A 26220-nucleotide genomic window follows, 5' to 3' on the forward strand; every position below is an offset into this window, starting at 1 on the left:
TCGCGTCCGAACGACAGTGTATGACCACGGACATTACCAGACGCCGACTGCTCGGCGGCGGGGCAACCGCCGGACTTCTCTCGCTTGCCGGCTGTGCCGCCTCGACTCCGTTCGTCGGCCGCCGACTCGAAGAGAGCGAGACGATCGACCCGTCCGGCGCGGAATCGCTTGCGATACAGGGCGAAGTCGGTGACGTGACGGTAACCGGAGACGATCGCGACGACGTGCGCGTCGACATCACCAAGCAATCCAGTTCCGTCCGTGCCGACCTCGACGATCTCGAGTTCCAGACCGATCGAACCGGCGAGCGCCTCGAGTTCCGTTCGGTCTGGACGGGCAGCGACGGCTGGTTCACCAGTCGCCCCGCGATGAATCTCGACGTCACGATTCCGTCGACCCTGGCGCTCGATCGGGTCGCGACCAGCACGGGGCGGATCACGATTCGGAACGTCGAAACCGAGGGTGGGCTGACCGCGTCAGCGACGACTGGCCGCCTCGACGTCGCGGGCGTTTCCGGGTCGGTCACCACCGAGACGACGACCGGCCGGGTCGAGGTCACCGACGTCAGCGATCGAGTCACCGCCGAAACGACGACCGGCCGCGTACAGATTCGGAACGTAGGCCGGATCGGTGACGTGTCCACGACGACCGGTCGAATCGAACTCGACGTTCCGGCGATCGACGGCGAGACGACCGTTTCGGCGTCGACGGGTCGGATTAGCGCCGCCGTCAATCCCGACCTCGACGCCGACCTCCGCGTCAGCACGAACACCGGTCGGGTCGACGTCGGTGATCTTCCGCTCGACGACGCGACGATCGAAGCCGACCGCGTCACGGGAACGCTCGGGGACGGCGGCCCGACGCTTCGATTCGAGACGAGTACCGGCCGGATCGCGCTCACGACGCTCGAATGAGTATCACGGCCGCACAACCGACGGGGACGCTGGCACGGCCGTCTGTGGTCGTGTCGATCGTCGCCGTGGCAGTCGGGTTCGTGGTCTCGACGGCTGTTCGTCTCGGTACTGGCGTCGATAACCGACTGCGTCGTGGCGTGGCGGTCGGGGTCGTGGTCTCGTCGGCTGTTCGCCGGCGCGAGGCGAACGTTTTATTCGTTCACGAGGGACAGTTGTGAGTGGAATGTCACGACCTGCCACGGCGGCTGCCGACGATCGACTCGGCCGACTCGGCCGCCGTCTCAGGTGGTTTTTCGGGGTCGTCCTCGATCGCCAGACGTACCTGAATCTCGTGTACTTGTTGCTCGCATTTCCGCTCGGGATCGGATACTTCGTGTTCGTCACGGTCGGCGTGTCGGTCGGGCTCGGACTGGCGATCTTGCTCGTCGGGATCGTCGCGCTCGCGATCACGTTTGCGATCGGTCTCGGCCTCGCGGGGTTCGAGCGCTGGCTGACCACGCGACTGCTCGGCGTCGACATCGAGGCCCGAACCGCCCTCGAGGGTGATGGAGGGCTGGCACAGCTTCGATCGCTCCTGACCGATCCCAAGACGTGGACGGCACTGATTTACCTCCCGGTAAAGTTCGTCCTCGGGATCGCCTCGTTCGTCGTCTTCGTCACCAGCACGTCGACGGCGATGAGCATGCTGCTGGTGCCGTTCTACTACGACCTGCCCGGCCTGTACGTCGGCGTCATCTCCGATCGCGCACCGGAGTTTCATCCGACGCTGTACGTCGGCTGGAACTACTTGCTGGTCGGCTTCGAGACCGTGATCACGATCGGCTTCTGGCGGATTACGACACTGCCACAGGCGATCGCCGTTGCGCTCGTCGGGGGCCTCCTCGTGTTTTTGACGTTGCACGTCCTGAACGCGATCGCGCGGCTCTGGGGACGCTTTGCGGGCGTGATGCTCGGGCAAAGCTACGACCCGATCGCGGTCCTTATCGAGCGCGATCGGTGATCGCGTAGACGCAACGCGGCAACAACCTACGCCTCCGTATCGCCGTCCGAGTGCGCTCGCACCCAGAGTTCCCCGATCCGGGAGAGCCGCGTTCGATACGATTTGCCGTGTTCCTCGCGTTCGATGTACCCCTTTCCGCCGGGACCGAGTCGATCGACGTTGTAGATCACTTTCGAGCGGAAGCTGTCGGTGTACTCCTCGTTTAGCTCGCGGGCCAGCGACTCGGCCAGTTCGGAGACGGAGTCGAACTCACCGTCCTCACCGAGTTTGAACAGGATGAGTTCCTCGAAGGGTTTGACGTTCGAGAAGGAGGTGACGGGGAGTTCGACGATGTGACTGCCGTCGATTTCCTTCGCGCCGATCGTCGTCCCGCGTTCGTCGAACTCCGAGAGCAACTGTTCGGCACTCTCGAGTCGCGCGTCGATTCGGTCATCGTTGAGCGACTGATCGTCCGCGATCGACTCTTTTTGGATGTCCTCGAGTAGCGTGATCTGCTCGCGCAGTTCCTCGGCGAGTTCCGTTTCGAGATACTTTTCCGGGGCGGTGTAGTAGGTGTGGATCTGCTCGCGTTCGTCCTCGCGTTCGACCATCAGCGAGTTCGCGGCCGTCGCGAACGCGAAACTGACCGTCCGGGGCATCGCGGCGACGTTGACCCAGACCTCGTTACCGCGATCGAGTTCGGCCGTGATCAGGTTGTAGGCCTGCTCGAACGCCTCGTCGTAGTCGTAGACGTCTTCGAGGACGAACCGCTCGGTGTCGGCACCGAGTAAGTTCTGAAAGTCCGTTTCGAGTTTCCGCGAGAGGTGCTGTGAGTACTCGACGTTCGCCTCGCTGCCGACTGCACCCTCCAGAAGAATCACGCTGTCGACATCGAGTTGATCGCGGACTAGCGGCGCGATCAGCCGGTCGTAGTCGAAGCCGACCGGCACGATGTGAGTGTGCATACGTGGTAGTTAGCGAGGACGATTAAATATCCAACTTTCAGTCGCTACCGAAACCGGAGCGGGTGTTAGCGAATCGTTTTTATACCCGCTAGTCAGCTATCCGACGAGTAGTCAGTACGGTGCGTTCACCGACCCGACAACTGCATCCCACGAGCAACGACGTACATGAGTGCGATACCGGTTCCGACTGCAAGGATGAACTGTGCGATCACCACCAGTACTGCACCTACAATCGAATTCCCCAATGTCAGAAAGACGAGACCGAACGGAACGACGCTCAGTGCGACGAACAAGGCGATGAGCTTGCCGAGTGGAATCGCTTCCGCAAGAATCTGACTCGTATTCAACTCTCCCGTAGCCGGGTCAACGAAGGGTGTGGTGGAGGGCATACAGTCTGACGTGGTCGGTCGGTTGTAAATATTACTCGGTATTGACGTAAGTACGTCGTGTTCAGCGGATTTGTACGTAGCGTCGCTCGATACGCAGATGTACTTCACGGCTAATTCACCGAGGAGAATCGACCGTTGCGAGAAGCCTCTCGGGATGTTCGAACGAAGCGACGGCGGGATGGTGCCACGATCCCGCGGTCAAGGGAAAAGCACGGCAGACGCCAACCGGCGCCTACCACAAATCACAGCCACAGGGGGTGTCGGTATGGTCGTTCTGGGTGAGGTCTGTTTCTATTTTCGATCACCACTACACCAGTATTGTACATTCCTTCGGTATTAAGGCTTACTGTGAGGACAATATGGGAGAGAAGGCAATATAATGTGGATGAATGGGACAAAATACGTTGATTTATCTATCGAAGGCCACCTATACAGATGGATCTGGCCGGTCCGGATAGACAGTCGTCGGATTCGATCGATTCCGCCGCCGCTGGGACGGTCAGTCCTCTCCCGTTCTCGATCGCGTCGTGTCCGGTTCCTCGACGATCACTTCGACCAGTTTGTGTTGGGCGGTCCGGAGGTGTTCGTGAAACGTCGCCGGCGAGATGTCGAGCGTCGCCGCGATCTCCTCGCCGGAACTGTCGCGGGGCCACTCGAAGTAGCCGGCGTAGTAGGCCGTTTCCAGGGCGGTCCGCTGACGATCCGTGAGCTTGCGAGCCAGGTGCGATTGGATCTGGCCGATCGACTCGTGGTCGGGGCTGACCTGTCGGCGCGCGACAGTTCGGACGCTGGAATAGATGTCTGCGATCGCGTCCGTCACGGCTCTCACATCGGTGTCCTGTGGAAAGTGAAGTCTCGTGATGTAGTCTCCGTCGTGGATCGCTGCCGATTCGACGTAGCCGCCGTACTCGTCGATCGTCGAGAACAGCGGCGGCGACGTGATCGCGATCTCGAACCGGACTTCGCCCATCGATTCGTTGAGAACCGTGAAGTCGTCCCAGTGGGGGACGGCGTCGACGAGTCGCTCGACGGTCGGAACCGTCTCCGTCGCCGTGGTACCGTACTCGAGGAACCGCTCGTCGTCGATCCGGACGACGCGATCGAACCAGACCGACTGGTCTGTCATCTCCGGCCCGTCGAAAATCGCCATCGCGTCGTCGACGACCAGTTCGAGTTCGATCACCGACTCGCCGAGCAGGACCTGTTTTCGTTCGATCGCGTCGATCGCGTGCCCGAGAATCTTGCCGAGTTGCCCGATGACCGGCCGTTCTTCGTCGGCAAAGGCCCGATCGCGGGCGCTCGTGATGCCGAGGACGCCGTACAGAGCCCCGTCGTGGGTGATGGGAACGGCGGCGGCCGCCCGGTAGCCGTGTTCGCGGGCGTCGTCCTGCCATGGCTCGAAGTCCGGGTCAGAAAACACGTCACTCGATACCTGAAGTTCCTGTGTCCGGGCCGCCTGCCCGAACGGCCCTCGACCGGCCTCGTCGTCGGGATCCGTCGAGAGCGGAATCGAGTCGACGTAGTCGTCGACCCCCGCCTCGACGCGGTGAAGAACCGTCTCCTCGGTCGGATCGATCCCGGCGATAAAGGCAAACTCGTAGGACGAAGATTCGGCAAGTAACTCGCAGACGATCATCTCGAGTTCGTCGCGCGATGACCCGGTGGCGATCGCGTCGGTGAGTTCGCGGACCGCGTCATGGACGTGGTCGATCGCGGTCAGTCGTTCACGCTGCGCCTCGAGTGTTCGCTCCCGATTTCGTGCCGTCGTCACGTCCCGAAGAATCGAGAGATGGATCCCCGGAAGGACATCGGCGACGGCGTTGCACTCGACGAGACGGTCGTCTCCGTCGGGATGTGCTACCGAAAACGTCCCGCGAACGTCCCCCTTCTCGAGAAACGTCTCCCAGTCCTCGTTGCGGTGGTCTGTCCCGTAGACGAACTCGGAGAGTGGCCGGTCTCGAAGCTCCGTCCCGCCGCCGTCTAACAGGTCGCACGCAGCAGGGTTTGCGGCGACGACCCCATCTTCGTTGCCGAGCAGAATCGCGTCGTGTGCACGCTCGAAGATTGCCCTGTATCGCTGATTTCCCGATTCGAGACGCTCCTCACGGGCCTTCCACGGGGTCCGATCGCGAACCTGAACGGTTAGCCCGGTTTCGTCGGGAAACAGCCGCGCCTCGAGCCAGCCGTCGATCGGGGCGTAATACTCTTCGACGGTGATCGGTCGTTGCATCTCCATCGCGCGTTCGTGAGCGGATTGAAAGAGCACCGCATCGTCGCCGGTCGCGATCGTCGACTCGTCGAGACCGAGGAGTTCGTGAGCCCGATCGTTGACGTAAGTGTACTCCAGGTCCGCATCGAGCGCGTAGAATCCGTCTTCGAGCCGATCGACCGCGGCGGAAACCGTATCCGGGTCGTCGTTCGGTATGGTGCCGGTTTCCGGATCGTCGTTCGGTGTGGTGCCGGTTTCCGGATCGTCGTTCGGTGTGGTGTTGGCTCCTGTGTCATCGTCCGATGCGGTCTCCCGTGGCTGCGTCTCCGTGGAGTGCTCGCTTGCACCCGTGGATGCCGTGTCGGTCGTCGATACCGCGAGATGATCGATTCCAGTCCCGGGACCGATTTGGTGGGCCGTGACGATGATTCCGTCTGCGTCGGTTTCACACGGACACGATCGCAACTGATGCGTGTAGTGGACCGTTCCGGTTTCCGTTCGAAGGGGAAGATCGACCGTGACGCGCGGTGTGGTTCCCCGTGTATCGAGCGGTTCGAGATCGTCGCTGCGCGTACTTTCGTCGTCGGGAGTCGCGGTGGAGGCAGTTTCCGTTAGCGTCCGGACAAGCGTCCTGACGCGATCGACGGCCGGTTCGGGATAGACGAGCGAGATGTGCTCGCCGAGGAGTCGATCGCGTTCGTACTCGGTAACCGCGACGAACCCGTCGGTGACGCTGATGAAGGTGCACTGGGAATCGAGTTCGAAGGATGCGATATCAGAATGCGATGGCGATTGGCCCGCCGATGCCCCCGGTCCCCGACAGGTGGCGACCGCCTCCACCGGCCACCGTCTCTTTGCTGTCATTATTTTCCGGATCCGTCGCTTCCGGATAAGCTTACCGGGTAATCACGTTTTGCTGCCACGTGGCTGTTCGTCTCCGTCGGCACCGCTCCGGTGAGGTCTCTAAGGCTCCGGTGAGGTCTCTAAGGCTCCGGTGAGGTCTCTAAGGCTCCGGTGAGGTCTCTAAGGCTCCGCGACGGTCACGGAGTCATCTACAGTCGGAGCGGGCCGAGTGCCTCGGGGTCAAGCCTGAGGCGGTTCACCCCGCGGAATCCGCTCGATCAGTGCGAGGGTCGCCCAATCAGTCGTCGTCGGTCGCATCAAGATCGATCGACCGGACCAGTTCGGCGATTCGCTCGCGGTCGGTCGCTGGATCGATATCGATCTCGGCATCGATCGACCGTGCGACGGCCGCCGGAACCTCGAGCGGGACCGTCCCCCCGGCGAGACCGTAGCTCGCTTTCGTAGGCCAAACGGCGACGTGCGTTTCGGCCGAGAGCCGATCGGGGCCGTCCGGAGCCACCTCGGCTGCGATCGGATAGGAGACGTCGAGGACGTACCACTTGCCTTCGATGCCGTTTTGCGCCTCGAAGGCGTGGGTTTCCCGCGTCCCCTCGACGACGAGATCCGCCTCCTCGAGCGTGCCGACGAACTGCCGTTTCGCGTTCGGTGCTGCCATCGAGAAGACGCCAGCGGGCGTCACTCCCAGTGCGGACAACGGCGGCGAGAAAGTGAGGTCAACCGCGAACAGCGATCGAATCGGAATCTCGGTCGCGCCGATCTCCGCGAGCGCCGCCGCCGCGTCGACGGGTTCGTACAGCGTCGTTTCGGCGGTGATCGTCGCGAACAACACCCTCGTCGTTCCGGTTCTGGTGCCGGCGGGGTGCCAGTCCTCGGCCAGCGACGCCGGCAGCGGGGTCGTCATGGCGAGTGCCTACGCCGCCGATCCCTTTCGGTGTGGCGGTGACGGATCCTCCGACGAGCGCAGTCTCGCTCGAGATCGGCTCCGTCCGGGAACCCACCGAGATCGAACCACTCGAGCGGCCGGGGCGTGATCCGATCGCGACCCCGTTCGAGCGATCGCCAGTAAAACGCGACAGCGATTCGTATCAGTCCGCACTCAGTCCATCGAAGTAGATCGCTGGGCGTTCGTCGGCCGCGGGGGCGGTGACCAGCGAGACGCCGACGGTAACGACCAATCCGAGGAGCATGCCGACGATCCCGGCGGTCCATCCGAAGTACGCACTCGGAACGGCGGCAAAGAAGAGACTCGAGAGGTAAAACACCTGGCTGAGGAGAATGCCGGCCGTGATCCCTGCCTGGGTCGTCCGTCGCCAGTAGAGGGCGACCATGACGGGCAATGCGAGTTGTGCGAAGCCGCTAAAGGCCGCGTCGCCGAGTTCGAACAACGTCGCCGGGTTCACGAGGCTCGCGCCGAAGGCGGCGGTCGCGAAGACGACGACGCCGATGCGGGCGAGGCGGTCCTCGCGCGTATCCGAGAGGTCGGCGGCGACGAACGGGCGATAGAGGTCGCGGGTGAAATAGGACGATCCCGAGAGCAACATCGAGTCAGAGGAGGACATCATCGCGGCCATCGCGCCGGCGATAACGAGCGCCGCGAACCAGACCGGCGTGAACTCACCGAGCACCGCGGGGAGGACGTTGCCCCCCTCCGGAACCGCGACCTCCAGCCCGCGGGCCCACGCGCCGAGCATGAACGCGGGGACGAACAGCAACACGCAGAGGATCGGCCAGAGGGCGAACGATCGCTTGAGCACCGTCTTCGACCCCGCGACGAAAAAGCGCTGGTTTACCTGCGGGAACATCGCGACGCCGAAACCGATGACAATCGCCGTCGAGAGCATCCACTGCGGCGAGTAGTGATCGCTGCCGAGCGCGAGGTGGGTCGCCGCCTCGGCTTCGAGTGCCCCCGTCGCCACTCCGGGGCCGCCGACGACCGCGAGCACCCAGATCGTCGCCACCCACGTCGTGACGAGCATGAACGCGCCCTGGAGCGTATCGGTCCAGGCGATCCCGCGCATTCCGGCGACGACCACGTAAAGGATCATAAAGGCCGTAATCAGACCAGCGCCGACGGCGTAGGGGACGGCCCCCTCCGTGAGCGCCTGCAACGCCGTCCCGGCCCCGACCTGCTGGAGCATCACGTACGGAAAGAGCCAGAGCAAACTCACGCCGGCGACGAGTCCGCGAAGCCGTCTCGAGGCGAATCGATCGCCGAGCATCTCGCCCATGGTAACGAACCCGTACTGGCGACCAAGCAACCATTGCTTATACCCGATGGCGTACCAGAGGATCGCGAAGATGATCCCGTCCATCAGTCCCATCACGAGAATCCACTCTGGGCCCTGATGGTAGGCGATGTTCGGACCGGCAAAGAACGTAAACGCGGACAGCAGCGTTGCAAACGTCGTAAACAGCAGGACGACCGTTCCGAGCGTTCGGCTGGCGAGATAGAAGTCCTCCGCCGTGCGATCGGTCACTCGATAGGCGACCAGGCCGACGGCGAGCGCCAGTAGCAAGTAGCCGACGATGATACCTAGTTGGAGCGCGAGCGTCACCGCGACTCACCCCCGTTCGTGGCCCGGCCCGGCTCGCGATCGGCCACCGCCGAATTTCCCGACGCTCCGTGTTCGCTCGATTCGATTCCGATCCCCCACGCCCGCTGGGCAAACAGCCAGAAGACGATCGACGCGAGCACCATCCAGCCGACGTGCCACCAGAGCCACAGCGGCAGGCCAGCGACGATCGTCCCGTCTCCCCAGAGAAACCACGGGATCGCCAACGCACAGAGGACGATCCCGGTTCCGATCCAGCCCCACAGTTCGAGACGACGCATGCATCGCATTCAGAACTGGGGTCGGTAATCGTTTCCGTTTGTCAACGACCCACTGTGGATCCGCCCGAACAGGGACGAACACGGGGAGTGCAGTCCTCACTGATCCTTCGAAAAGCGAGCGTGATCGGGGGTTGGCGTGAGTACTCGTTTCGGAAGCGTTCGCTCGAGTCGCCGGACTCAAGTAGCGTAGACGGAGCCAAGAGTCATACGGAGTAGTGTCATCGATTACCGCCGGTTGGCCAAGACGGTTCGCCGTTCGGCGGTAACTACGGACACTACTCCGTATCAGTGGCTCCTATCGCTCAGTTCCCGAGTCATCAGCGAGACACCGACGAGCGAGGCGAGCAACACGACGAGATTGAACGCGGCCCGCATCAGCGGCTGGTGTCTGGGTTCGACCCAGAGATCGATCGCGGCGGTGACGCTGCCGTAGAACTGGACCAGCGCGAACAGCGCGAGAACCGAACAAACCCCGAGTGCAGCCCAGGCGAGATAGCGCCGGACGGGAGAGGACTGGAGATCGATCCCGGCGTCTGATCGAGTCTGATCGCTGGTGTCGGATCGAGTCTGATCGACACCCGTCTCGCCAGCCGCCGTCGCACGGGATTGTTCGGGGACGGAGTCGGCGTTCGGTTCGGATCGTTGGTGGTCGGTCTCGGATTTGCCGTCCGAGGCAAGTCGTTGTTGGCCGGTCTCGGATTCGCCATCCGAGGCGGGTTGCGATTGGTCAGCGCGTTGTTCGTCGTCGGAATCGATCGTCGGGTCGGTGTTACTCATCGATTGACCTCCGTGCGAGCGCGATGGTTGCGAGCAGTGCCACGGCGGCGACGGCGCTGCCGAATCCGGGCGTTCCGTCGCCGCTGTCCTCCTCGGCGTCGTCGCGCGTCACGTCCCGTTTGGCCGCATCGTCGGACTCCGCGGCTTCTGCCGTCTCCGAATCCTCCTCGACTGCGTCGAGTTCGTCCTCGGCGTCGTCGTGGAACGCTCCCGTGTCGAGGTCGTCGCCCTCCGTCGCGTTCGGTCGGAGGTCGGCGATCGCCCGATCGGTCGCGACGATCGTGCCGTCGAGCCAGAGGATGCCGTCGAGGTGGTAGGCGTACTCGTCGGGCACCTCGAGATCGGCCGTCGGCGCGATCGTGTCGCCGGGATCGACGGCGTCGAGATCGACCGTCACCGAGTCGGCGACGATGTTCGAGTCGGCCTGCCGGACTTTCAGTTCGAGTTCGAGTTCCTCAGCGACCTCGTCGCCCGCGTTCGTCAGGTAGCTCTCGACCTCGAGTCCGACGCTGTCCTCGGTCGTCGACTCGACGGAGTACTGGATCGCGGGGACGTCCGCGAGCGCGCCGGTGTAGCGGTGGAACTCGAGGCCGGTGTCGGCGTAGGCCGGCGTCAGCGATTCGACGCCGGAAACGCGGTGAGTCACCGTTTCGGAGCGCTTTCCGTCCGTATAGACGATCGTCTCGATCCGGTGGGGTCCGTCCCGCGGAACGTCGACCGTTCCGGAGACGACCGTTTCGGATTCATCCTCGAGAGTTCCGACCTCGCGTTTGGTCGTCTCGACGAGGAGGTCGGTGTCGACGGTTCGCGTTCGGTGGACGACGGTGACGTTGTCGACCGGTTCGCCTTCGTGCTGGAGGTACGTGTCCACATCGAGCGTGGCAGTTTCGCCCGAAACCTCGGCGGCGGCGATCGTCACTTCCAGCAGCGATGCACTTCCGGCCCGATCGATCGCAGCACCCGTGTCGGGTTCGCTGGGATCGCTGACCGCACCGGAGAGGGCGAGGGAGGTGAGTGCCGCGACCGCGACCACGAGCGCGGCGACCAGCAGGGCAGACTCGCGATTCATGTCACTGGCACTGAATCAGTCCTATAAGTGTTTTGTGTCCTCGTGCCGAACACGCGATCGAACGGATGGCACGGCGCTCGAGCACGGACGTTTTCGTGTACGGGACGCTGACGGATTCCGAACAGGCCGAGCGCGTCCTCGGGGCCAGAGACGGTCCCGTCGGCGACGGGGAACCGACGTGGGAGTTTGCGGGTACGGCGACGCTCGACGGGTTGGGCCGCGTCGAGGGCCAGTATCCGACGCTCGCCCCCGGCGAGAGCGTCGACGGACGACTGCTGGCCGTCGACGAGTCCGGTCTCGATCGGCTCGATCGCTACGAGGGCGTCGACCGGGGGCTGTACGTCCGCGTCGCGGTCCCGTTCGTCGATCCGCAAGTCGAGGAGTCGGGGTCGGTCTGGGCGTACGTCGGGGATCCGGACCGACTGGGCGTCGAGGACCAGTGGCCCGGCGACGGACCGCTGGCAGACCGCGTTCGGACCTATCTTTCGCTGGCTGCGGCCGTGGTAAAACGTACCGAATGACGGCCGTCAGTCTAGCGTCAGACGAAGGATTTACCCCGCCGGAGTCTTGCGATTTCACTTCCGGTCCGGGCCCATGACATTTATAATGCCTCAGCCCCCCTCTACAGTCGCACGTCACGCGCCGTGCATTCCCTGTATTCCCTGTCGTGTTGTGCCGCACAACACATCGACGTTGGGGGGAAGCGATGGGCAGAGGCCTGTCAGGCCAGCCGTGCCGGCTGGCACCCCGACAACAACTCTTAGATGTCCAGCCGAATAGTCGAGGGTATGCTCGAACTCCCGGCGATTCTCGAGGCGCGCGATCGGGTTCGCGAAACGTCTCGACACACGCCACTGGAACGGTCTCACACCTACTCCGCCATGACGAGTGCCGAGGTCCACCTGAAACTGGAGAACTTCCAGCGAACGGGAGCGTTCAAGATTCGCGGCGCGACGAACCGGATCGCGACGCTTTCGGAAGCGCAGAAAGACGCGGGCGTCGTCACCGCGAGCGCGGGCAATCACGCTCAGGGTGTCGCGCTTGCGGCGACCAGAAGCGGCGTCGACGCGAAAATTGTGATGCCCGAACACGCGCCGATCTCGAAAGTCAAGGCGACGCGAAACTACGGTGCCGAGGTCGTCCTCGACGGGGCGGATTACAACGAAGCCGCCGAGCGCGCCCACAAGATCGAACGCGACGAGGGGCGAACCTACGTCCACGCATTCGACGACGAGGCGGTGATGGCCGGTCAGGGAACGATCGGTCTCGAAATTCTCGAGGACTGTCCCGAGGTCGAGACCGTGGTCGTCCCGATCGGCGGCGGCGGCCTCATCAGCGGAATCGCCACCGCGATCAAAGAACAAAAGCCCGAGACCCGCGTTATCGGCGTCCAGGCCGAGGGGGCCTCGAGCGCCGCCACGTCTCTCGAGAAAGGAAAGCGGATCTCGCTCGACGGCGTGGATACGATCGCGGACGGCATTGCGACTCGCAGCGTCGGTGAGGAGACGTTTCCCTACATTCAGCAGTACGTCGACGAGGTCGTCACCGTCTCGGACCCGGAGATCGCGGTCGCGCTGGTCTACTTACTCGAGCGATCGAAAACCCTCGTCGAAGGGGCGGGCGCGGTCCCGCTGGCCGCCGTCCTTTTCGAGAAATTCGCCTACGACGAGGGAGAGACGATCGTCACGGCCCTCTGTGGCGGGAACATCGACCTCAACACGCTCACCAACGTGATCGTCCGCGGACTGGTCGAGACGGGGCGATACCTCAAGATCAGGACTGTTCTGAAAGACCAACCGGGGGCGCTCGAAGACCTCCTCGAGATCTTCACCGCCCACCGCGCGAACATCTACGCGATCCACCACGATCGCACCTCGCGAGGCGTCGAGATGAGCGACACCGAAGTCGAGATCGATCTCGAGATGCGCGGGCCCGACCACGTCGACGCCTTTCTGGCGGATCTCCGGGACGCGGGATACGCCGTCGACGTGCTGGTATAGCGTGAGATGACGGGCCGTAAGGGGGAGTAGAGACGCCCGAATCAGCGCACCCATTTAAGACCCGACAGACAAAGGACAGAGGTATGAAACGGATTATCGAAACCGAGGACGCGCCCGCCGCGGTCGGCGCGTACAGCCAGGCGACCACCAACGGCTCGCTCCTGTTTACCGCCGGCCAGATCCCCCTCACTACCGACGGGGAGGTGCTGGCCGACGAATCGATCGACCTCCAGACCGAGCAGGCGCTGTACAACCTCGACGCGATCCTCGATGAAGCGGGCGCGAGTTCCGAAGATATCCTCAAAGTAACCGTCTTCCTCGACGACATCGACGACTTCGAGGCGATGAACCGGGCCTACGCGAACTACTTCGACGACGAACCGCCGGCCAGAAGCGCCGTCGAAGTCGCCGCCCTCCCGAAGGGGGTCGGCGTCGAAATCGAAGCCGTCGTCTCGATCGAGTGACCGCGCGTGAGCAGCGATCGTTCCAGCGGCGATTCGGACGCGAACGAGTCGCCGTCACCGGAGGCACGAACGACGTCGAGGACGGCGGATTCGCCGGACGCCGAGTTCCGCACGCGTCGCAGAAAATCCGCGATCCTGTGGGGCGTCGTCGGTGCGCTCGCTGTTCTCGTCCTCATCCAGGGCTACACCCTGCTCGTCGAACCGCTGGTAACGATCGTCCAGGGGGCTGCGATTGCCGCCCTCGTCGGCCTTGGGGCCGCGATCGGTGCCTATCTGCTCGAATATCGCATCGTCGCGTGGGCGGCACGTCGCGCGTCGGGTGAAACCGAGTCACACGACGGCGACGGTAAAAGTAAGAGTTAAACGACGGACGTGGTTAGGAACAGGTGAGCCAGGATGGCCGAACGGTAAGGCGCACGCCTGGAAAGCGTGTTCCCTTTGGGATTCTGGGTTCAAATCCCAGTCCTGGCGCTTCTGTGATTCCACATCCACGAGCGCCGCGTAGCGGAGCGAGCAAACCGGAATCACGGAGCGCAAGAAGCGGGATTTGAACACGCGAGTCGCAGCCCCGGGAGCGCAACCGAACGACGTGAGGTGAGCACCCCGGAACGTCTCGCACCTGTTCAAATCCCAGTCCTGGCGTCGCGAGGACCTTACTTCGCTCGCTCCTCAGAATGGGCAAACGGTAAAGCCGTGAGGCGTATTTTGCAACGAGAACACTCTCGAGTGGCAACGATCGACAGAACCGGCAACTGCCGCTGACCCCGCTGCTACCGTTCGATCTCGGCGGGCGTATCGGTCGTGATCCACCGTTCCGGTCGATCCGGGTCCCGTAGCTCCAGCGTTCCGTTTTGACACACCACGAATTCGAATCGATCGGTCATCCTGACCCCGTCGAGAACTGGGACTCGATCGGGTATGGTAACGAGGGTCCTACCCGGAGCGAACGGCGGGGTAGTCACCGCGTACCGCGTGGCCTGCCGCGGGGGATGTCTTGGCCCGGCCCGAAACGGGACCGGAACGAACAGCGCTTAGTGTCGGCCGCCCGTATCTGTGCGTATGTGTGGCCGGTACACCCTGGTCGTCGAGCGGGAGGACCTCGAAGACCGCTTCGGCGTCGCGGTCCCGGAGTCGTTCCGCCCGCGGTACAACATGGCACCGGGACAGAAGCTACCCGTGATTACCGGGGACGAACCGGACGTTCTCCAGCACTTCGAGTGGGGGCTGGTCCCCCCATGGGCTGACGACGACAGCGGCGGCTTGATCAACGCCCGATCGGAGACGATCGACGAGAAGCCGAGTTTCCGGGCGGCGTACGAACGACGCCGGTGTCTCGTCCCGGCCGACGGGTTTTACGAGTGGGTCGAGCAGGGCGAGGGAGACAGCGACGGAGAACGATCGACGGCCGACCGGCGAGACGACGGGCGAAAGCAACCCTACCGCGTCGCCTTCGAGGACGAGCGCACGTTCGCGATGGCCGGATTGTGGGAGCGCTGGGAACCCGAAACGACCCAGACCGGACTGGACGCCTTCGGTGGCGGTCTCGACGACGCGGACGCGGGCGGGCCACTCGAGACGTTTACGATCGCCACCACCGAGCCAAACGACCTGATCGCGGATCTCCACCACCGGATGGCGGCGATTTTGCCGCGCGACCGCGAGCGAGAGTGGCTGACCGCGTCGGATCCCCGCGGCCTTCTCGAGCCGCACCCGTCGGACGAAATGCGTGCGTATCCGGTCTCGACGGCCGTCGGGAATCCGTCCGTGGACGAGCCATCGGTGATCGAACCGATCGAGTGACGGGACGGAAGGCGGCCGTCGACGCTTACAGTCCCTCGCGACCGCCCTGTGAGAGCAACACGAGCATCGAGAGCGCGGAGACGGCGAGCAGGATGAACGCCGGAATCGCGGTGTACTGGAAGTAGGCGGCCTCCTGGGCGCGCCAGATTATCGTCACGAGCGTATCGAACCCGGTCGGGCGGAGAATCAGGGTGGCCGGAAGTTCTTTCATCGTCGTCAGGAAGACGAGCGCGGCACCGGCGGTGACGCCCGGCGTGACGAGCGGGAGTGTGATTTTCCGGAAGGTCCGAACCGGCGTCTCACCGAGCGTCCGTGCGGCCTCGACCAGTTGCGGATCGACCTGGAGCGTCGTGGTCCGAATCGAGCCGACGGCCTGGGGCATGAAGCGAACGACGTACGCGAACACGAGCAGTGGGAGCGTCTGGTAGAGCGTGGGAGCGTACGAGAGGTCGAGCGATTCGTAGCCCGTCGCGAAGTAAACGAGCGCGAGTCCGAGGACGATCCCCGGCACGGCGAACCCGACGTACGTCGCCCGCTCGAAGACGAGTGCCAGCGGTGACTCGTATTTGGCCGCGAAGTACGCGACCGGCAACGCGGCGAGAACGGCGACGATCGCGGCCGCCGAGGCGACCAGCAGCGAGTTCGCCGCGTAGCTGAACTCGAACGCCAGCGACGTTCGGGCGTACGGGTCGGCGGTGACGATCCACGTTCCGAGGATCCAGACCGGGACGGCGAGCGCCAACGTCGTAATCCCCGCGGGGAGCGCCGTCGCCGGCCACCGCCAGACGCCGAGGGAGACGACGGGGTCGTTCGATCGGTCAGAGCCGCTGCCCGAAATCGTCCGATCGGGGCGAACCCACCATTCGAGCGCCAGGACAACCAGTACGAGCGCGAGCAACTGCAGGGACAGAAACGCCGCGTAGTCCGGGCCGCCGGCGTTGTACTCGACGTAGATCTGTCGGGTGAACACCGGGAACTGCATGATCGCCGGGGTTCCGAAATCGGAAACGCTGTAGAGCGCTGCGAGCAGGGCCCCGGCGACGATCGCCGGGCGGACCTGGGGGAGCGTTATCCGGCGGAACGCGTCCCATTTGCCGTGATTGAGCGTTCGCGCGGCGTCGAGGAGCGTGGTGTCGAACGACAACAGGGCTGCGCGAGTCGTGAGGTAGACGTAAGGGTAGGTGTAGAGCGTGATCACCAGTGTCGTCCCGTGGAGACCGTAGATTTCGGGTAACTGTTCGATACCGAGCGGCCGGAGGATCGTCTGGAACTCCCCGCGCGGACCGAACGCCGAGACGAACGAGAACGCCCCGATGTAGCTCGGTACCACGAGCGGCAACGCGACGACGATCGACCAGAAGCGTCGAAACGGGAGGTCGGTCTGGACGGTTAGCCACGCCAGCGGGACGCCGAGTAGCACAGAAAAGGCGGTCACAGCCACCATCAACAGGAGACTGTTACCGACGATCTCCACCGTCTCCGGGCGAACGAACATGTTTCGCGCGCGAGCGGGGTTCACTTGCGTCGCCTCGAAGACGAGCCACGTCAGGGGGACGACCATACTCGCAGCGATCGCGCCGGCCAACAGCGCGAGTCCGATCGGCACCTCGTCGGCCATGTCGAACCGCCGGAGCGGAGCAAGCGATTTCATAGGTCTCGAGGTAGTGATTTTTGAGCCATGCCCGGGAAATGTCGATCGGTTCGTCTCTCAATCCTCGTCGGGGCCGCAGTCGTGATCGGTTTCGTAATCGCCGTCTCGCCGCCTGGGCTCCGTTCTGACGATCTCGTTCCAACGAGTATAAGTTTTAGGTTTACCTAATCCGCAGCATGGAGTTGACAAGGCGAGACGCGGTCGCCGCGCTGGGTGCGCTCGGTGCGGGCGGCGCGGCCGTGGTTGGGCTCCAGCGATACGATCGGTCGTCGGACGCCGCGGGCGACGACGAGCAGGTGTACGAGACGCTCGCCGCCGCCGCCGAAGTCATCTATCCGGACGAGGTGTCCGGAATCGAGCCGTTCGTCGAGACGTTTCTCGAGGGGCGGCTGGACGATTCCGATCACGCCGCCGGAGTGCACGAGACGGTTGCCGACCTCGAACGGCTGTCAGCGGAGTGGTACGGCGATGGCGTCGCGGCCCTCTCGGTCGCAGATCGCGACTCGCTGTTGCGCGAGGTCGGCTCGGATACGGCCGACGAGGATCCCGACGGAACGACCGCGGAACGAGTGCGTTACTTCGTCGTCAACGAACTGCTACTCGCGCTGTACGCGTCACCGACGGGGGGCGAACTGGTCGGTATCGAAAACCCGCAAGGTCACGCCGGCGGGATCGACACCTACCAGCGGGGGCCGGAATCGTGAGTGGCGAGTGGCCGCCAGCCGAGAGCGCGAGTAGCGGAGACACGGGCGACCACGAGGAGGGCGATCGAACCCCGGTCGAGGACGCGGACGTCTGCGTGATCGGGGCCGGGCCGGCCGGCGGCCTGGTAGCCAACCGGCTGGCCGCGGCCGGTCGCGAAGTGGTGATCCTGGAGGCAGGGCCGCGGTTCGACTTCGACGACAGACGCGCGAGACAGGAGCGGGCGATCAGACCCGCTTACGATCGCCCGGCGGTCTGGGACGGCGACCCGGAGCGGGACGCCCATTCGGCCAGCGGCGAGTGGTTCTATCCGTTGAACCACGCCCGCGTAAAGGGCATCGGCGGGTCGACGCTCCACTGGCAGGGGATGGTGATGCGCCTCCACGAGGCCGATTTCAACTCCCGGAGCGAGCGCGGCGTCGGCGTCGACTGGCCGATCGAGTACGACGACCTCCGGCCGTACTACGCCGAGGCGGAGCGGGAACTCGGCGTCGCCGGGGCCGACGACAACCCCTTCGCGCCGCCGCGCGATAGGCCACACCCGATGGCCGCCTTTCCGCCCTCCTACAGCGACTCGCTGTTTGCCGAGGCCTGTGACGAACTGGAGATCGCGATGCACTCGGTGCCCAACGCGCGTAATTCGGAGGCGTACGACGATCGGAGCGCCTGCGTCGGCTACGGGACCTGCCAGCCGGTCTGTCCCTCCGGCGCGAAGTACGACGCGACCGTTCACGTCGATCGAGCCGAAGAACGCGGCGCGACGGTGATCGATCGCGCTCCCGTCCAGTTTCTCGACCACGACGCCGACTCGATCGAAGCGGCCGTCTACGCGACCCCGGACGACGACGAATACCGCCAGGAAGCCGAGAATTTCGTGCTCGCCTGTGGCGGCGTCGAGACGCCGCGCCTCCTGTTGCTCTCGGACTCGCGGCAGTACCCCGACGGGCTGGCCAACTCGAACGGTCTCGTCGGGAACTTCTTCATGGATCACCTGTTCGCGGGGATGGGCGGCGTCCTCGACGAACCGACGCGACAGAACCACGTCGGCTTTCTCACCAGCGAGAGTCACCAGTTCTACGACGACGCCGACGCGGAAACCGGCCCGTTCAAACTCGAGTTCTTCAACTACGCCGGCCCCTCGCCGGTCGGCATGGCGCTTACCGGCGACGACTGGGGTAACGACCTCCTCGAACGGATTCGCGGAGAGTACGGCAGCCACGTCGGCATGGGTGCGCTGGTCGAGCAACTCCCAAGCGAAGACAATTACGTCGCGCTCGATCCCGATCGGACGGACGACCGCGGCAACCCCGTCCCGGACGTTCACTGGACCGTCGGCGATCGGGCGCTGCGGACGATCGAGCGGGCGAACGAGATCCAGGAGCGGATCCTCGACGAACTCGGCACCGAGATCACCTGGCAGGTAGGCCCCGACAATACCGGCCCGGCCTACCACCACATGGGAACGACCAGGATGGGGACGAATCCCGACGAGAGCGTCGTCGATCCAACACTCCGGACTCACGACCTCGAGAACTGCTGGATCGCCTCGAGCAGCGTTTTCCCGACGGGCGGCGCGATGAATCCGACCCTGACGATCGCCGCGCTCGCACTGTATGCGGCTGATAGCGTGCTCGACGCACCCTGATCCGTTTGTTTTAGGCAAACCTAAAAATATAAGTGCGACGGGCAGAGAGTACCGGCAATGAGCAGCCTCGATCGCCGCGTCGCGGATGATGCGGACGACGTCGACAGCACTGATAGCGAGCACGAATCGAACGATACCAGCGAATACCCCGTCGAGGAAGACGGCACCGACCGGTACACCTTCGACGACGTCAGCGTCGTCATGGGAACGTACAACGAGGAGGAAGCGATCGGAAAAGTGCTCTCGGACATCGAGGAGATCACCGACGGGAAGGCCGAGGTCGTCTGCGTCGACGGTTCCTCGGACCGCACGCCCGAGATCGCCCGCGAACACGGGGCGACGGTCGTCGAACAGCAACCGCAGGGCTACGGCGTCGCCGTCCGCGCGGCGATCCTCGAACCGGACCGACCGATCGTCGTCACGACGGACTGCGACGACACGTATCCGATGGAACAGCTGCCCGAGTTCCTCGAGTTGATCAACGACGGGTACGACGTCGTCAGCGGCGATCGCCTCTACCACGGGGCCGAGGCGATGCCCGGGTTCAACCGGTTCGGAAACCAGGCGTTTGCCGCGATCGCGAGCGTCCTGATGGGGACCCGCGTCCACGACACGACGACCGGAATGCGAGCCTACCGCCGCGACGTGGTCGAGTCGATCGAGTGGACCGAAAACACCGGCCTCTCGGCCGAACTGCTGATCCGCCCGCTGATGCGCGGCTACGACGTCCGCGAGCAGCCGATCGCCTACCGCGAGCGCGCCGGCGAAACAAAACTCGATCCGATCCAGGGCGGGCTCGCCATCGCGAAGTCGATCGTCAAAGTCTGTCTCGAAGAACGCTTCGCGTAACGCGATCGTCTGCGATCGATTTCTCTCACAGATCGAGTGCTCCAGCATTCCCACGGATCGAGTTCTCCAACAGCCGCTTCCTATTCTCGGGCTTCGAGTCGCGTCTCGAACGATTCCCACTCGCGGTGGGTGTCCGGCCGATCGGGAAGGTACGTCCCTTCGGTGCCACAGTTCGTGACCAGAAGACACCCGGTTCGCTCGGGCGGCCACACGACCTCGATTCCCTCGTCGGTCGTCCGGACGGTCGCCGCCTGCCGATAGGTGAAGGTGCCACCGTCGAAGTGAACCAGCGTGATCTCGAGGACGATCTCGTCGGTCGACTCGAGCGCTACCGTCGCGTTCTCGTCGGCCGCCAGCCGTGCGATGCCGCCGCGATCGTCGCCTCCGTCGCCATCGACACCGTCGACCGCCGTCGACTCGAGCGACCAGTCGACTGCGATCTGCTCACCCGGAGTGGCGATTCGTTGGGTAGCTGCCCCACCGCTGTCGTTCTCGAGTCGGACCGCCGCCCGATCGATCCCGTCGGGAACGCCGACGACGGTCTCGCCGTCGAAGGAGTCGCCCTCGCGGATCGACAGCGGCTCGAGCGCCGCGGTGATCGGGTCGCTGGGAGCCGGCGTCCACTCGCCGCGATAGGTGTACCGATAATACTCCCGATCGGCGTAGGCGTCGAGCACCGCGAAGTCCCGCTCCGGCGGGCCGTCGAGTGCGTACACCGTCTCGCCGTCGAGGGACGGATGATTCCGCAGCGACTGGAAAGGATGGTTTTGCCACTGGCCGTACGGCGTCGGCTGGAACACGAGCGCGTTCTCGAGATCGCGCTCCTCGAACGGCTCGTACGCCGACTCGAACCGATCGGTGTGAACCGCGTTGCGCTCGATCGGCCCGGAGAGGACGGCGGCGTTGACCGCGCCGACGAACAGGGTGCTCGTCACCAGCGCCGCGAGGACGATTGCGCGAACTGCACGCGGCGACCGCGACGCGGCGAGCCGATCGCGAATCGCCACCTCACGGAGCCACCGCCAGCCGGTCACGAACGCGAACGCGGCGAAGATCGAGAGCGGAACGAGGAGATCGAAGTGATAGAACGGCCCGAACTGGGCGAGAAGCCCGTTCGTGGGGTCGTCCATCCGCGCGAGCACGTTGAAATTGCCCCAGAACGCGAGGTTTCCCAGCGGAACGGTCACCAGCAGGCCGGCGACGAGGAGGCCCGCCGTTCGGTCAGCGGCCGGTCGGGCAGCCCCAGAGTCCGGGTTACCGGCCGGTCCACCCACGGCCGGGAGATCGTTCCCCTTCCCATCGCTTCTCGGCCACCGATCGAGGGGACCGGGACGCCACTGCCACAACGCGAGTCCGAGTCCCGCAATCGCGGCGATCGAGCCGATCGGACCGGCGGTGAACCAGCGCGTCGCGAAGTACCACAGCACGTAGCCGTTCGCCTCGAGTGCGAGCGCCGGCGTGTAGTCGATCGAGTGGCCGCGAATCTCGCGATAGCCGAAGCCGGGACCGTCGAGCGGCGCGAACGCCTCGTAGGGGAACACGAGCGCCGAGCCGGTCATTCGGGCGTTGTACGCGAGCGTAACGGCGACGAACGCCACTCCGACGGCGGCGGTCAGCGCGTTTCGCCGGATCGGGTCCGGAAGCGATCCGGGTCGTCGCGTCTGCTGCCACTCGTCGCCACGGACCGATCGCAGGATCGTCCAGCACGCGTGACAAATAAACGGTGTTGCAAACAGGACGGCGGTGTACGGGCGGGCGAAAAACGCGAGACCGATCGCACCGCCCGCCAGACCGGCATCCCGGAGGCGACCACTGCGGACGCCGCGGAGGTACGAGACGGCGAAGACGAGGTTCAACGTCGTCGTCGGGGCGTAAGACAAGAATACCGACGAGGTGATCAGCGCCAGCGGCGAGGCGGCGAAGACGGCGGCGGCGACTACGCCGACCCGCCGATCGAAGACCATCGATCCGAGGCCGTAGACGAGCGCCGCGTTGGCCGCGGCGACGATCGCAAGGGTCACACGTGGCTCTCCGAGTAGTCCCATCGAGACGGCGTACATGGTGGCCGGGACCGGCGAGTACTTCGGGTAGAGTCGACCGCCGTCCTCGACGAAGAACCACGGTCTGAACGCGCCGGCGAGATCGCCCGCGTGGAGTTCGAGTTGCCCCTCGAGCAGCATCGCCGCCTGCATGAGGTAGACGGCCTCGTCGTCGTTACTGGAGTGATAGGGAAACAACTGGGTCGCGAGCGTGAATACGGCGATTCCGGCGAGGGCCGCGACACAGATCGCGTACAGGTCCTCGCGCGCGGCGTCACCGCGGACGGGGAGCCTCGATCGAACGCGGCGAACGAGTCGAGCGGCGCTGGAACCGCTTCTCGAGAGCGCGGACGACGAGCGACGACGACGAGGATCGGGTGTCACTGGAACATACCGGGAGGACAGCTATGGGACGTGGTGGTCGCGGGTGTTCAGGTGTTGATCCCGACCTCACGCATGAGATCGATCGCTGGCTGGCGGTTCGACAGTTCGGAGAGATCGAGGTCCGGAACGTCCAGTTCGTCGATCGTCGGCAGGCCGCCGACCGGTTCCACGCCGGGGATCAACGGGTATTCGAACGTCGAGGTAGCGAAGTACTCCTGGGCCTGCGAGGAAAGCAGGTGGCGAATGAAGTTCTCCGCGAGTTCCGGATCGTCCGCCGCGTCGGTGACGGCCGCACCGGCGACGTCGAAGACCGATCCCGCATCGCCCTCGGTGAACGTGCCGTTGATCGCCGCGTTGTCAGACTGGTCACGGACGCGCTGGATGTAGTAGTGGTTCGTGAAGCCAGCGTCGATCTCGCCGTCTGCGACCGCCTGGCAGACCTCGAACTCGCCGGGGTACTCCGTGATACCGGTATCGACGACGCCCTGAAGCCACTCGCGGGTCTCGTCTTCGCCCCTGAGCTGGAGCATCGCGGTGACGAACGACTGGCAGGAGCCGTAGGAGGGAGCCCAGCCGAGGTCGCCGTCGAAGCCCTCCGCGTAGGCGTCGATGCTGTCGAACATATCCCCTTCTGAGAGCGAGTCCGTGTTGTACGGGACCGCCCGTGCCCGTCCCGAGGTGCCGATCCACTGGTCCGTGTGGAACTCCGAGCGGACCAACTCGAGAAGGTCGTCGGAGAGCGACGCTGCTCGATCGTCGTCGGCGAGATCTCCGAGTGCAGCCGCGTCGACCGTGTAAAAGACGTCCGCCGGGGTTCCGGATCCTTCCTCTTTGATCTGGTTGACGAGATCCGACGAGCTGCCGTATCGGATTTCGATCGAGAAATCGTCGTAGTACGACTCCAGATCGTCGACGAGCGTCCCGACGAGGAATTCGCTGCGACCGGAGTAGACGCTCAGTTCGCCTTCGAGGGGCGGCATCTCCTCGATCGGCGTCCCGCCGGGTTCGGGTCGACCTTCGCGGCCGGAGCCGATCTGTCCGAAGACGTTTTGGCTGTCGTCGTCTTCCTCTTCGCCCCCGATGAGACCGGAACAGCCGGCTAGCCCTGCAGTACCCAGTGCAGCCGCGCCGGCGATGAACGCCCGGCGACTTCCAAGACCATCGTGTCGAGTCATGTGTTTTAGGCTAGCCTAAACTAACTTATAACCGTCGATTCTACCGTATGGGACGCCGATCGATCGAGCGCCTCCAGGCACTCGAGCCAGTCGAGCATGTGCTCACCGACGTAGTTGAAGAACGCACCGTTGTTGTACGCCGACCAGTCACCGTCAGCGAGTTCACGGCCCATCGCCTCGAAGATGCGGGCGTAGGCGTCGGCATCGGCTTCGTTACCGACTCCGTCCTCGGACGGCGTTGCCGTCCGATCGGCTCGGGAAACCTCCGGTTCCACGTCGTCGACGACGTGCCAGAGGTGCTCGTTGAGTTCGAGTCCCGGAACTTCGTTGTTGAGGTCGTCGAACGTGCTTCGCGGGGCCTTGTTGTGTTCACACAGCGGCGCGCCGTTGTAGATCCGCTTACCGAGGATATCGCAGGCGCGTTTGAGGAAAACGCCGCTCCAGATGTCGTCGAAGCGGCCGACCTCCCACTCGTTGTCGTCCATCGGCAGCTGGTAGAACGCGGGAATGACCTCGCGACGGAACGCGAGGTTCATCGAGCAGACGGTGAGGTAGTTGCGCCGTGCGGCGACGAAATCGTTCCCGAAGTCGTCGCTGGTGGTTCGGGTCTGGGCCTGTCCCTCGAGGTCGCCGTCCATGAGAATCCGGACGGCGTCTAAGTCCGGGACGTTGGTCCACAGTCCCTGCGAGGCGACGACCTCGCCGCCGTCGATCTCGGTCGTACCGGTCTCGACCGCTTCTCCCATCGCTGAGTAGGGGTATCCACGCGGGTAGAGTCCGTGTTTGTCGGCGTTCTGGTAGAGGACGTTGACCCACTGTTCGTCGGAGGTGACGGCTTCGATCTCGCCGCCGAACGCGAGGTTTGCCATGTGGGTTCCGAAGAAGTCCTCGTCCTCGTGCGGGAGGGTGTCGTCGTCGATGAAAAAGCCGTACTCGAACTCGTCGTGGACCCACATGTAGAGCAGTCCGAAACTCGTCTCGGCGTGACTCGCCGCCGGGACGACGTGGCCGTACTCCGCGACGCCGTGATCCTCGTACCACTGCTCGCGTCGCGTTCCGTCGAAGACGTCGCCCGAGACGCCCTCCTCCTCGAGCATGGCCGCCATCTCCTCGGTCTCACAGAAGTCCTCGGTGACGAGGACGACGTGCAACCGCGAGAGGTCGAAGCCATGGTCGCGAGCGTTCGCGAAGTACGAACGCATGCACTCGTACTCCCGGATCGTCGGGACGATCACACAGATATCCTGACTCATTGCGCCGCTATTTTTTAGGTGAGCCTAAAAAACTGTCGTTGTTCCGCGCAGGTCCCGACCGCGCCGCGGTCGCGTCCGAAAGTGAGATCCCCAGCGTTGCGACCGATCCCGCGCCGCCAAGAAGCGACACCCCGTTTTTCAACGCGTGATCGACGATCGCAGCGGCCAGTGCCGTGCTCGCACCCACGGGAGTGAGTCCGACGACGAGAGCCGTGAAGGCTGCCTCGTAGAGACCGACCCCGCCCTGGGACAGCGGCAACACCTTCGCGAGGTTGCCGACGCTGACCGCCAGCGTCCCGACTGCCACCAGCGTTCCGAACGGGAGCCCGTTGCCCAGCGCTGCGAGGACGAGCACTGCAGTGAGCACGTCGAGGACCCACACGAGAAGACTTACTCCCCCTATGACGGCCAGCGCTCGCGGTTGGCGAGCGACGAGTTGAACGCTCCCTGCGAAGTCGAGCGCAGCGTCGACCACCCGCGTTAGCCGCGGCCTGCTGTCGGTTCGCATCCGAAGCCACCTGCCAAGTCCGAGTTCCGATCGAGCGGACGTGACGACGACGAAACCGACGCCGACGGTCGCCGTGCTTACGGCCGCTGCAGCCAGGAGGGCGGTCCGCGCGCCCTCACTCTCCGCGACGAGTTCGAGCGGTCCGGCCGCACCGTCCAGTGCAAGCCACACGGTCGCGAGTCCGGCGAGCGAGGCGATCGTCGCCAGATCGAACACCCGCTCGACGGCGAGCGAGGCGAACCCCGCGGTGTACGGCACGTCGCGTTCGTTGATCACGTACGCACGAACCGCGTCGCCCGCTCGCGCGGGGATCGCGAGGTTAGCCGTCTGGCTGACGAAGATCGCCATCGTGAGAAACCCCGTCCCACGGCGGTGGCCGATCGCATCGAGAACGTCCCCGTACCGGCGACCGCGAAGCGGCCACGAAACGGCGTATACGGCGATTGCAGCCCCGAGAAAGAGCGGGTCAGCACTCGAGACCTCGGCGGCGACCGCGCGCGCGTCAAGCTTCCGGAGGGCAACGATCAATCCGAGTAGTACGAGTACCGTCCCCGCGATCGTCAGTCGGCGGCGCGTCAGTACCGTGGCGAACCCGCTGTTCGCCGCCCCATTGCCAGTCCGCTCCGACACTGACCCATCGTCAGTCCGCTCCGACGACGGCTCCCCGTTGTCGTCGGCTCGCGGGCTCGATCGCTCGCCCTCATCGGTCATACGTGAGTGCTCTCGAGTCCAGATATTTAAGCCCACCTAA

General features: G+C 64.4%; 23 protein-coding genes and 1 tRNA gene. 11 read left to right on the forward strand and 13 right to left on the reverse strand.

Translation table 11 applies throughout. The features are described 5' to 3' along the window. The first annotated feature begins 20 nt into the window (after positions 1-20). Both AC6I6L_RS10385 and AC6I6L_RS10390 read left to right on the forward strand, forming a co-directional pair. A complete protein-coding gene (locus AC6I6L_RS10385) occupies positions 21-914 on the forward strand; it encodes a DUF4097 family beta strand repeat-containing protein (RefSeq protein ID WP_497917687.1) in 894 nt (297 codons plus the stop codon). Between the two features lie 223 nt (positions 915-1137). After that, positions 1138-1914 carry a sensor domain-containing protein gene (locus AC6I6L_RS10390; RefSeq protein ID WP_497917688.1) on the forward strand — a complete coding sequence of 259 codons (777 nt, stop codon included), beginning with the start codon at positions 1138-1140 and terminating at the stop codon, positions 1912-1914. 26 nt (positions 1915-1940) lie between these two features. On the opposite strand, the gene AC6I6L_RS10395 is transcribed toward AC6I6L_RS10390, so the two are convergent. The 8 genes from AC6I6L_RS10395 to AC6I6L_RS10430 form a co-directional block, all read right to left on the reverse strand. Then, positions 1941-2858 (reverse strand): HFX_2341 family transcriptional regulator, encoded by a 918-nt coding sequence (locus AC6I6L_RS10395; protein ID WP_497917689.1) that lies wholly within the window; start codon positions 2856-2858, stop codon positions 1941-1943. 125 nt (positions 2859-2983) lie between these two features. After that, positions 2984-3247: a hypothetical protein gene (locus AC6I6L_RS10400; RefSeq protein ID WP_497917690.1), complete on the reverse strand. Its 264-nt coding sequence runs from the start codon at positions 3245-3247 to the stop codon at positions 2984-2986. A gap of 499 nt (positions 3248-3746) precedes the next feature. Beyond that, on the reverse strand, positions 3747-6320 hold the full coding sequence (locus AC6I6L_RS10405) for a bacterio-opsin activator domain-containing protein (protein WP_497917691.1): 2574 nt from the start codon (positions 6318-6320) through the stop codon (positions 3747-3749). 277 nt (positions 6321-6597) lie between these two features. Next, positions 6598-7221 (reverse strand): DUF6517 family protein, encoded by a 624-nt coding sequence (locus AC6I6L_RS10410; RefSeq protein ID WP_497917692.1) that lies wholly within the window; start codon positions 7219-7221, stop codon positions 6598-6600. A gap of 184 nt (positions 7222-7405) precedes the next feature. Next, on the reverse strand, positions 7406-8875 hold the full coding sequence (locus AC6I6L_RS10415) for a sodium:solute symporter family protein (RefSeq protein ID WP_497917693.1): 1470 nt from the start codon (positions 8873-8875) through the stop codon (positions 7406-7408). After that, positions 8872-9153 carry a DUF3311 domain-containing protein gene (locus AC6I6L_RS10420; RefSeq protein ID WP_497917694.1) on the reverse strand — a complete coding sequence of 94 codons (282 nt, stop codon included), beginning with the start codon at positions 9151-9153 and terminating at the stop codon, positions 8872-8874. Before AC6I6L_RS10420 ends, AC6I6L_RS10415 begins: the two co-directional genes overlap by 4 nt. Before the next feature lie 285 nt (positions 9154-9438). Then, a complete protein-coding gene (locus AC6I6L_RS10425; protein WP_497917695.1) occupies positions 9439-9930 on the reverse strand; it encodes a DUF8060 family membrane protein in 492 nt (163 codons plus the stop codon). Next, entirely contained in the window at positions 9923-10999 is a 1077-nt protein-coding gene (locus AC6I6L_RS10430; protein WP_497917696.1) for a DUF7490 domain-containing protein, read from the reverse strand. The genes AC6I6L_RS10425 and AC6I6L_RS10430 overlap by 8 nt, the downstream gene beginning before the upstream one ends. Before the next feature lie 65 nt (positions 11000-11064). Here AC6I6L_RS10430 and AC6I6L_RS10435 point away from each other — a divergent pair, with 65 nt between their 5' ends. From AC6I6L_RS10435 to AC6I6L_RS10460, 6 genes are all read left to right on the forward strand, one after another. Next, positions 11065-11520, forward strand: a complete 456-nt coding sequence (locus tag AC6I6L_RS10435; RefSeq protein ID WP_497917697.1) for a gamma-glutamylcyclotransferase family protein — start codon at positions 11065-11067, stop codon at positions 11518-11520. A gap of 267 nt (positions 11521-11787) precedes the next feature. Further along, positions 11788-12999 carry a threonine ammonia-lyase gene (ilvA, locus tag AC6I6L_RS10440; protein WP_497917698.1) on the forward strand — a complete coding sequence of 404 codons (1212 nt, stop codon included), beginning with the start codon at positions 11788-11790 and terminating at the stop codon, positions 12997-12999. An 83-nt stretch (positions 13000-13082) separates the two neighbouring features. After that, positions 13083-13463: a Rid family detoxifying hydrolase gene (locus AC6I6L_RS10445; protein ID WP_497917699.1), complete on the forward strand. Its 381-nt coding sequence runs from the start codon at positions 13083-13085 to the stop codon at positions 13461-13463. A 6-nt stretch (positions 13464-13469) separates the two neighbouring features. Next, complete coding sequence (locus AC6I6L_RS10450) at positions 13470-13826, forward strand: DUF7981 family protein (protein ID WP_497917700.1); 357 nt, start codon at positions 13470-13472, stop codon at positions 13824-13826. Positions 13827-13853: 27 nt separating this feature from the next. After that, a tRNA-Ser gene (locus AC6I6L_RS10455) sits at positions 13854-13934 on the forward strand. Positions 13935-14522: 588 nt separating this feature from the next. Further along, entirely contained in the window at positions 14523-15263 is a 741-nt protein-coding gene (locus tag AC6I6L_RS10460) for an SOS response-associated peptidase (protein ID WP_497917701.1), read from the forward strand. A gap of 25 nt (positions 15264-15288) precedes the next feature. On the opposite strand, the gene AC6I6L_RS10465 is transcribed toward AC6I6L_RS10460, so the two are convergent. Further along, positions 15289-16914: an ABC transporter permease gene (locus AC6I6L_RS10465; protein WP_497917702.1), complete on the reverse strand. Its 1626-nt coding sequence runs from the start codon at positions 16912-16914 to the stop codon at positions 15289-15291. Positions 16915-17090: 176 nt separating this feature from the next. On the opposite strand from AC6I6L_RS10465, the gene AC6I6L_RS10470 reads away from it, so the two are divergent. Genes AC6I6L_RS10470 through AC6I6L_RS10480 form a run of 3 tightly spaced genes read left to right on the forward strand, consistent with a single transcriptional unit; the run spans position 17091 to position 20110 of the window. Further along, positions 17091-17618, forward strand: coding sequence for a gluconate 2-dehydrogenase subunit 3 family protein (locus AC6I6L_RS10470; protein ID WP_497917703.1), 528 nt, complete (start codon positions 17091-17093; stop codon positions 17616-17618). Next, complete coding sequence (locus tag AC6I6L_RS10475; protein WP_497917704.1) at positions 17615-19261, forward strand: GMC family oxidoreductase; 1647 nt, start codon at positions 17615-17617, stop codon at positions 19259-19261. The genes AC6I6L_RS10470 and AC6I6L_RS10475 overlap by 4 nt, the downstream gene beginning before the upstream one ends. A 57-nt stretch (positions 19262-19318) precedes the next feature. Further along, positions 19319-20110 (forward strand): dolichyl-phosphate hexose transferase, encoded by a 792-nt coding sequence (locus AC6I6L_RS10480; RefSeq protein WP_497917705.1) that lies wholly within the window; start codon positions 19319-19321, stop codon positions 20108-20110. 80 nt (positions 20111-20190) lie between these two features. On the opposite strand, the gene AC6I6L_RS10485 is transcribed toward AC6I6L_RS10480, so the two are convergent. From AC6I6L_RS10485 to AC6I6L_RS10500, 4 genes are read right to left on the reverse strand one after another with little or no spacing between them, the layout of a single operon-like run. Beyond that, positions 20191-22533 (reverse strand): DUF7846 domain-containing protein, encoded by a 2343-nt coding sequence (locus tag AC6I6L_RS10485; protein WP_497917706.1) that lies wholly within the window; start codon positions 22531-22533, stop codon positions 20191-20193. A gap of 47 nt (positions 22534-22580) precedes the next feature. Further along, positions 22581-23708 carry an extracellular solute-binding protein gene (locus AC6I6L_RS10490; protein WP_497917707.1) on the reverse strand — a complete coding sequence of 376 codons (1128 nt, stop codon included), beginning with the start codon at positions 23706-23708 and terminating at the stop codon, positions 22581-22583. Between the two features lie 20 nt (positions 23709-23728). After that, positions 23729-24961 carry an alpha-1 4-glucan-protein synthase gene (locus AC6I6L_RS10495; protein ID WP_497917708.1) on the reverse strand — a complete coding sequence of 411 codons (1233 nt, stop codon included), beginning with the start codon at positions 24959-24961 and terminating at the stop codon, positions 23729-23731. Between the two features lie 7 nt (positions 24962-24968). Continuing rightward, positions 24969-26180, reverse strand: a complete 1212-nt coding sequence (locus AC6I6L_RS10500; RefSeq protein ID WP_497917709.1) for a lysylphosphatidylglycerol synthase transmembrane domain-containing protein — start codon at positions 26178-26180, stop codon at positions 24969-24971. Between the last annotated feature and the right edge of the window lie 40 nt (positions 26181-26220).

The organism is Halosolutus sp. DAT137, assembly GCF_059736405.1.

Excerpts from the sequence above, each read along its gene's own strand:
- AC6I6L_RS10490 (WP_497917707.1), bottom strand. The coding sequence starts at position 23,708 with ATGACTCGACACGATGGTCTTGGAAGTCGCCGGGCGTTCATCGCCGGC.
- AC6I6L_RS10410 (WP_497917692.1), bottom strand. The coding sequence starts at position 7,221 with ATGACGACCCCGCTGCCGGCGTCGCTGGCCGAGGACTGGCACCCCGCC.
- AC6I6L_RS10420 (WP_497917694.1), bottom strand. The coding sequence starts at position 9,153 with ATGCGTCGTCTCGAACTGTGGGGCTGGATCGGAACCGGGATCGTCCTC.
- AC6I6L_RS10430 (WP_497917696.1), bottom strand. The coding sequence starts at position 10,999 with ATGAATCGCGAGTCTGCCCTGCTGGTCGCCGCGCTCGTGGTCGCGGTC.
- AC6I6L_RS10445 (WP_497917699.1), top strand. The coding sequence starts at position 13,083 with ATGAAACGGATTATCGAAACCGAGGACGCGCCCGCCGCGGTCGGCGCG.
- AC6I6L_RS10390 (WP_497917688.1), top strand. The coding sequence starts at position 1,138 with ATGTCACGACCTGCCACGGCGGCTGCCGACGATCGACTCGGCCGACTC.
- AC6I6L_RS10500 (WP_497917709.1), bottom strand. The coding sequence starts at position 26,180 with ATGACCGATGAGGGCGAGCGATCGAGCCCGCGAGCCGACGACAACGGG.
- AC6I6L_RS10470 (WP_497917703.1), top strand. The coding sequence starts at position 17,091 with ATGGAGTTGACAAGGCGAGACGCGGTCGCCGCGCTGGGTGCGCTCGGT.
- AC6I6L_RS10425 (WP_497917695.1), bottom strand. The coding sequence starts at position 9,930 with ATGAGTAACACCGACCCGACGATCGATTCCGACGACGAACAACGCGCT.
- AC6I6L_RS10480 (WP_497917705.1), top strand. The coding sequence starts at position 19,319 with ATGAGCAGCCTCGATCGCCGCGTCGCGGATGATGCGGACGACGTCGAC.
- AC6I6L_RS10400 (WP_497917690.1), bottom strand. The coding sequence starts at position 3,247 with ATGCCCTCCACCACACCCTTCGTTGACCCGGCTACGGGAGAGTTGAAT.
- AC6I6L_RS10385 (WP_497917687.1), top strand. The coding sequence starts at position 21 with ATGACCACGGACATTACCAGACGCCGACTGCTCGGCGGCGGGGCAACC.
- AC6I6L_RS10460 (WP_497917701.1), top strand. The coding sequence starts at position 14,523 with ATGTGTGGCCGGTACACCCTGGTCGTCGAGCGGGAGGACCTCGAAGAC.
- AC6I6L_RS10435 (WP_497917697.1), top strand. The coding sequence starts at position 11,065 with ATGGCACGGCGCTCGAGCACGGACGTTTTCGTGTACGGGACGCTGACG.
- AC6I6L_RS10465 (WP_497917702.1), bottom strand. The coding sequence starts at position 16,914 with ATGAAATCGCTTGCTCCGCTCCGGCGGTTCGACATGGCCGACGAGGTG.
- AC6I6L_RS10405 (WP_497917691.1), bottom strand. The coding sequence starts at position 6,320 with ATGACAGCAAAGAGACGGTGGCCGGTGGAGGCGGTCGCCACCTGTCGG.
- ilvA (WP_497917698.1), top strand. The coding sequence starts at position 11,788 with ATGCTCGAACTCCCGGCGATTCTCGAGGCGCGCGATCGGGTTCGCGAA.
- AC6I6L_RS10395 (WP_497917689.1), bottom strand. The coding sequence starts at position 2,858 with ATGCACACTCACATCGTGCCGGTCGGCTTCGACTACGACCGGCTGATC.
- AC6I6L_RS10495 (WP_497917708.1), bottom strand. The coding sequence starts at position 24,961 with ATGAGTCAGGATATCTGTGTGATCGTCCCGACGATCCGGGAGTACGAG.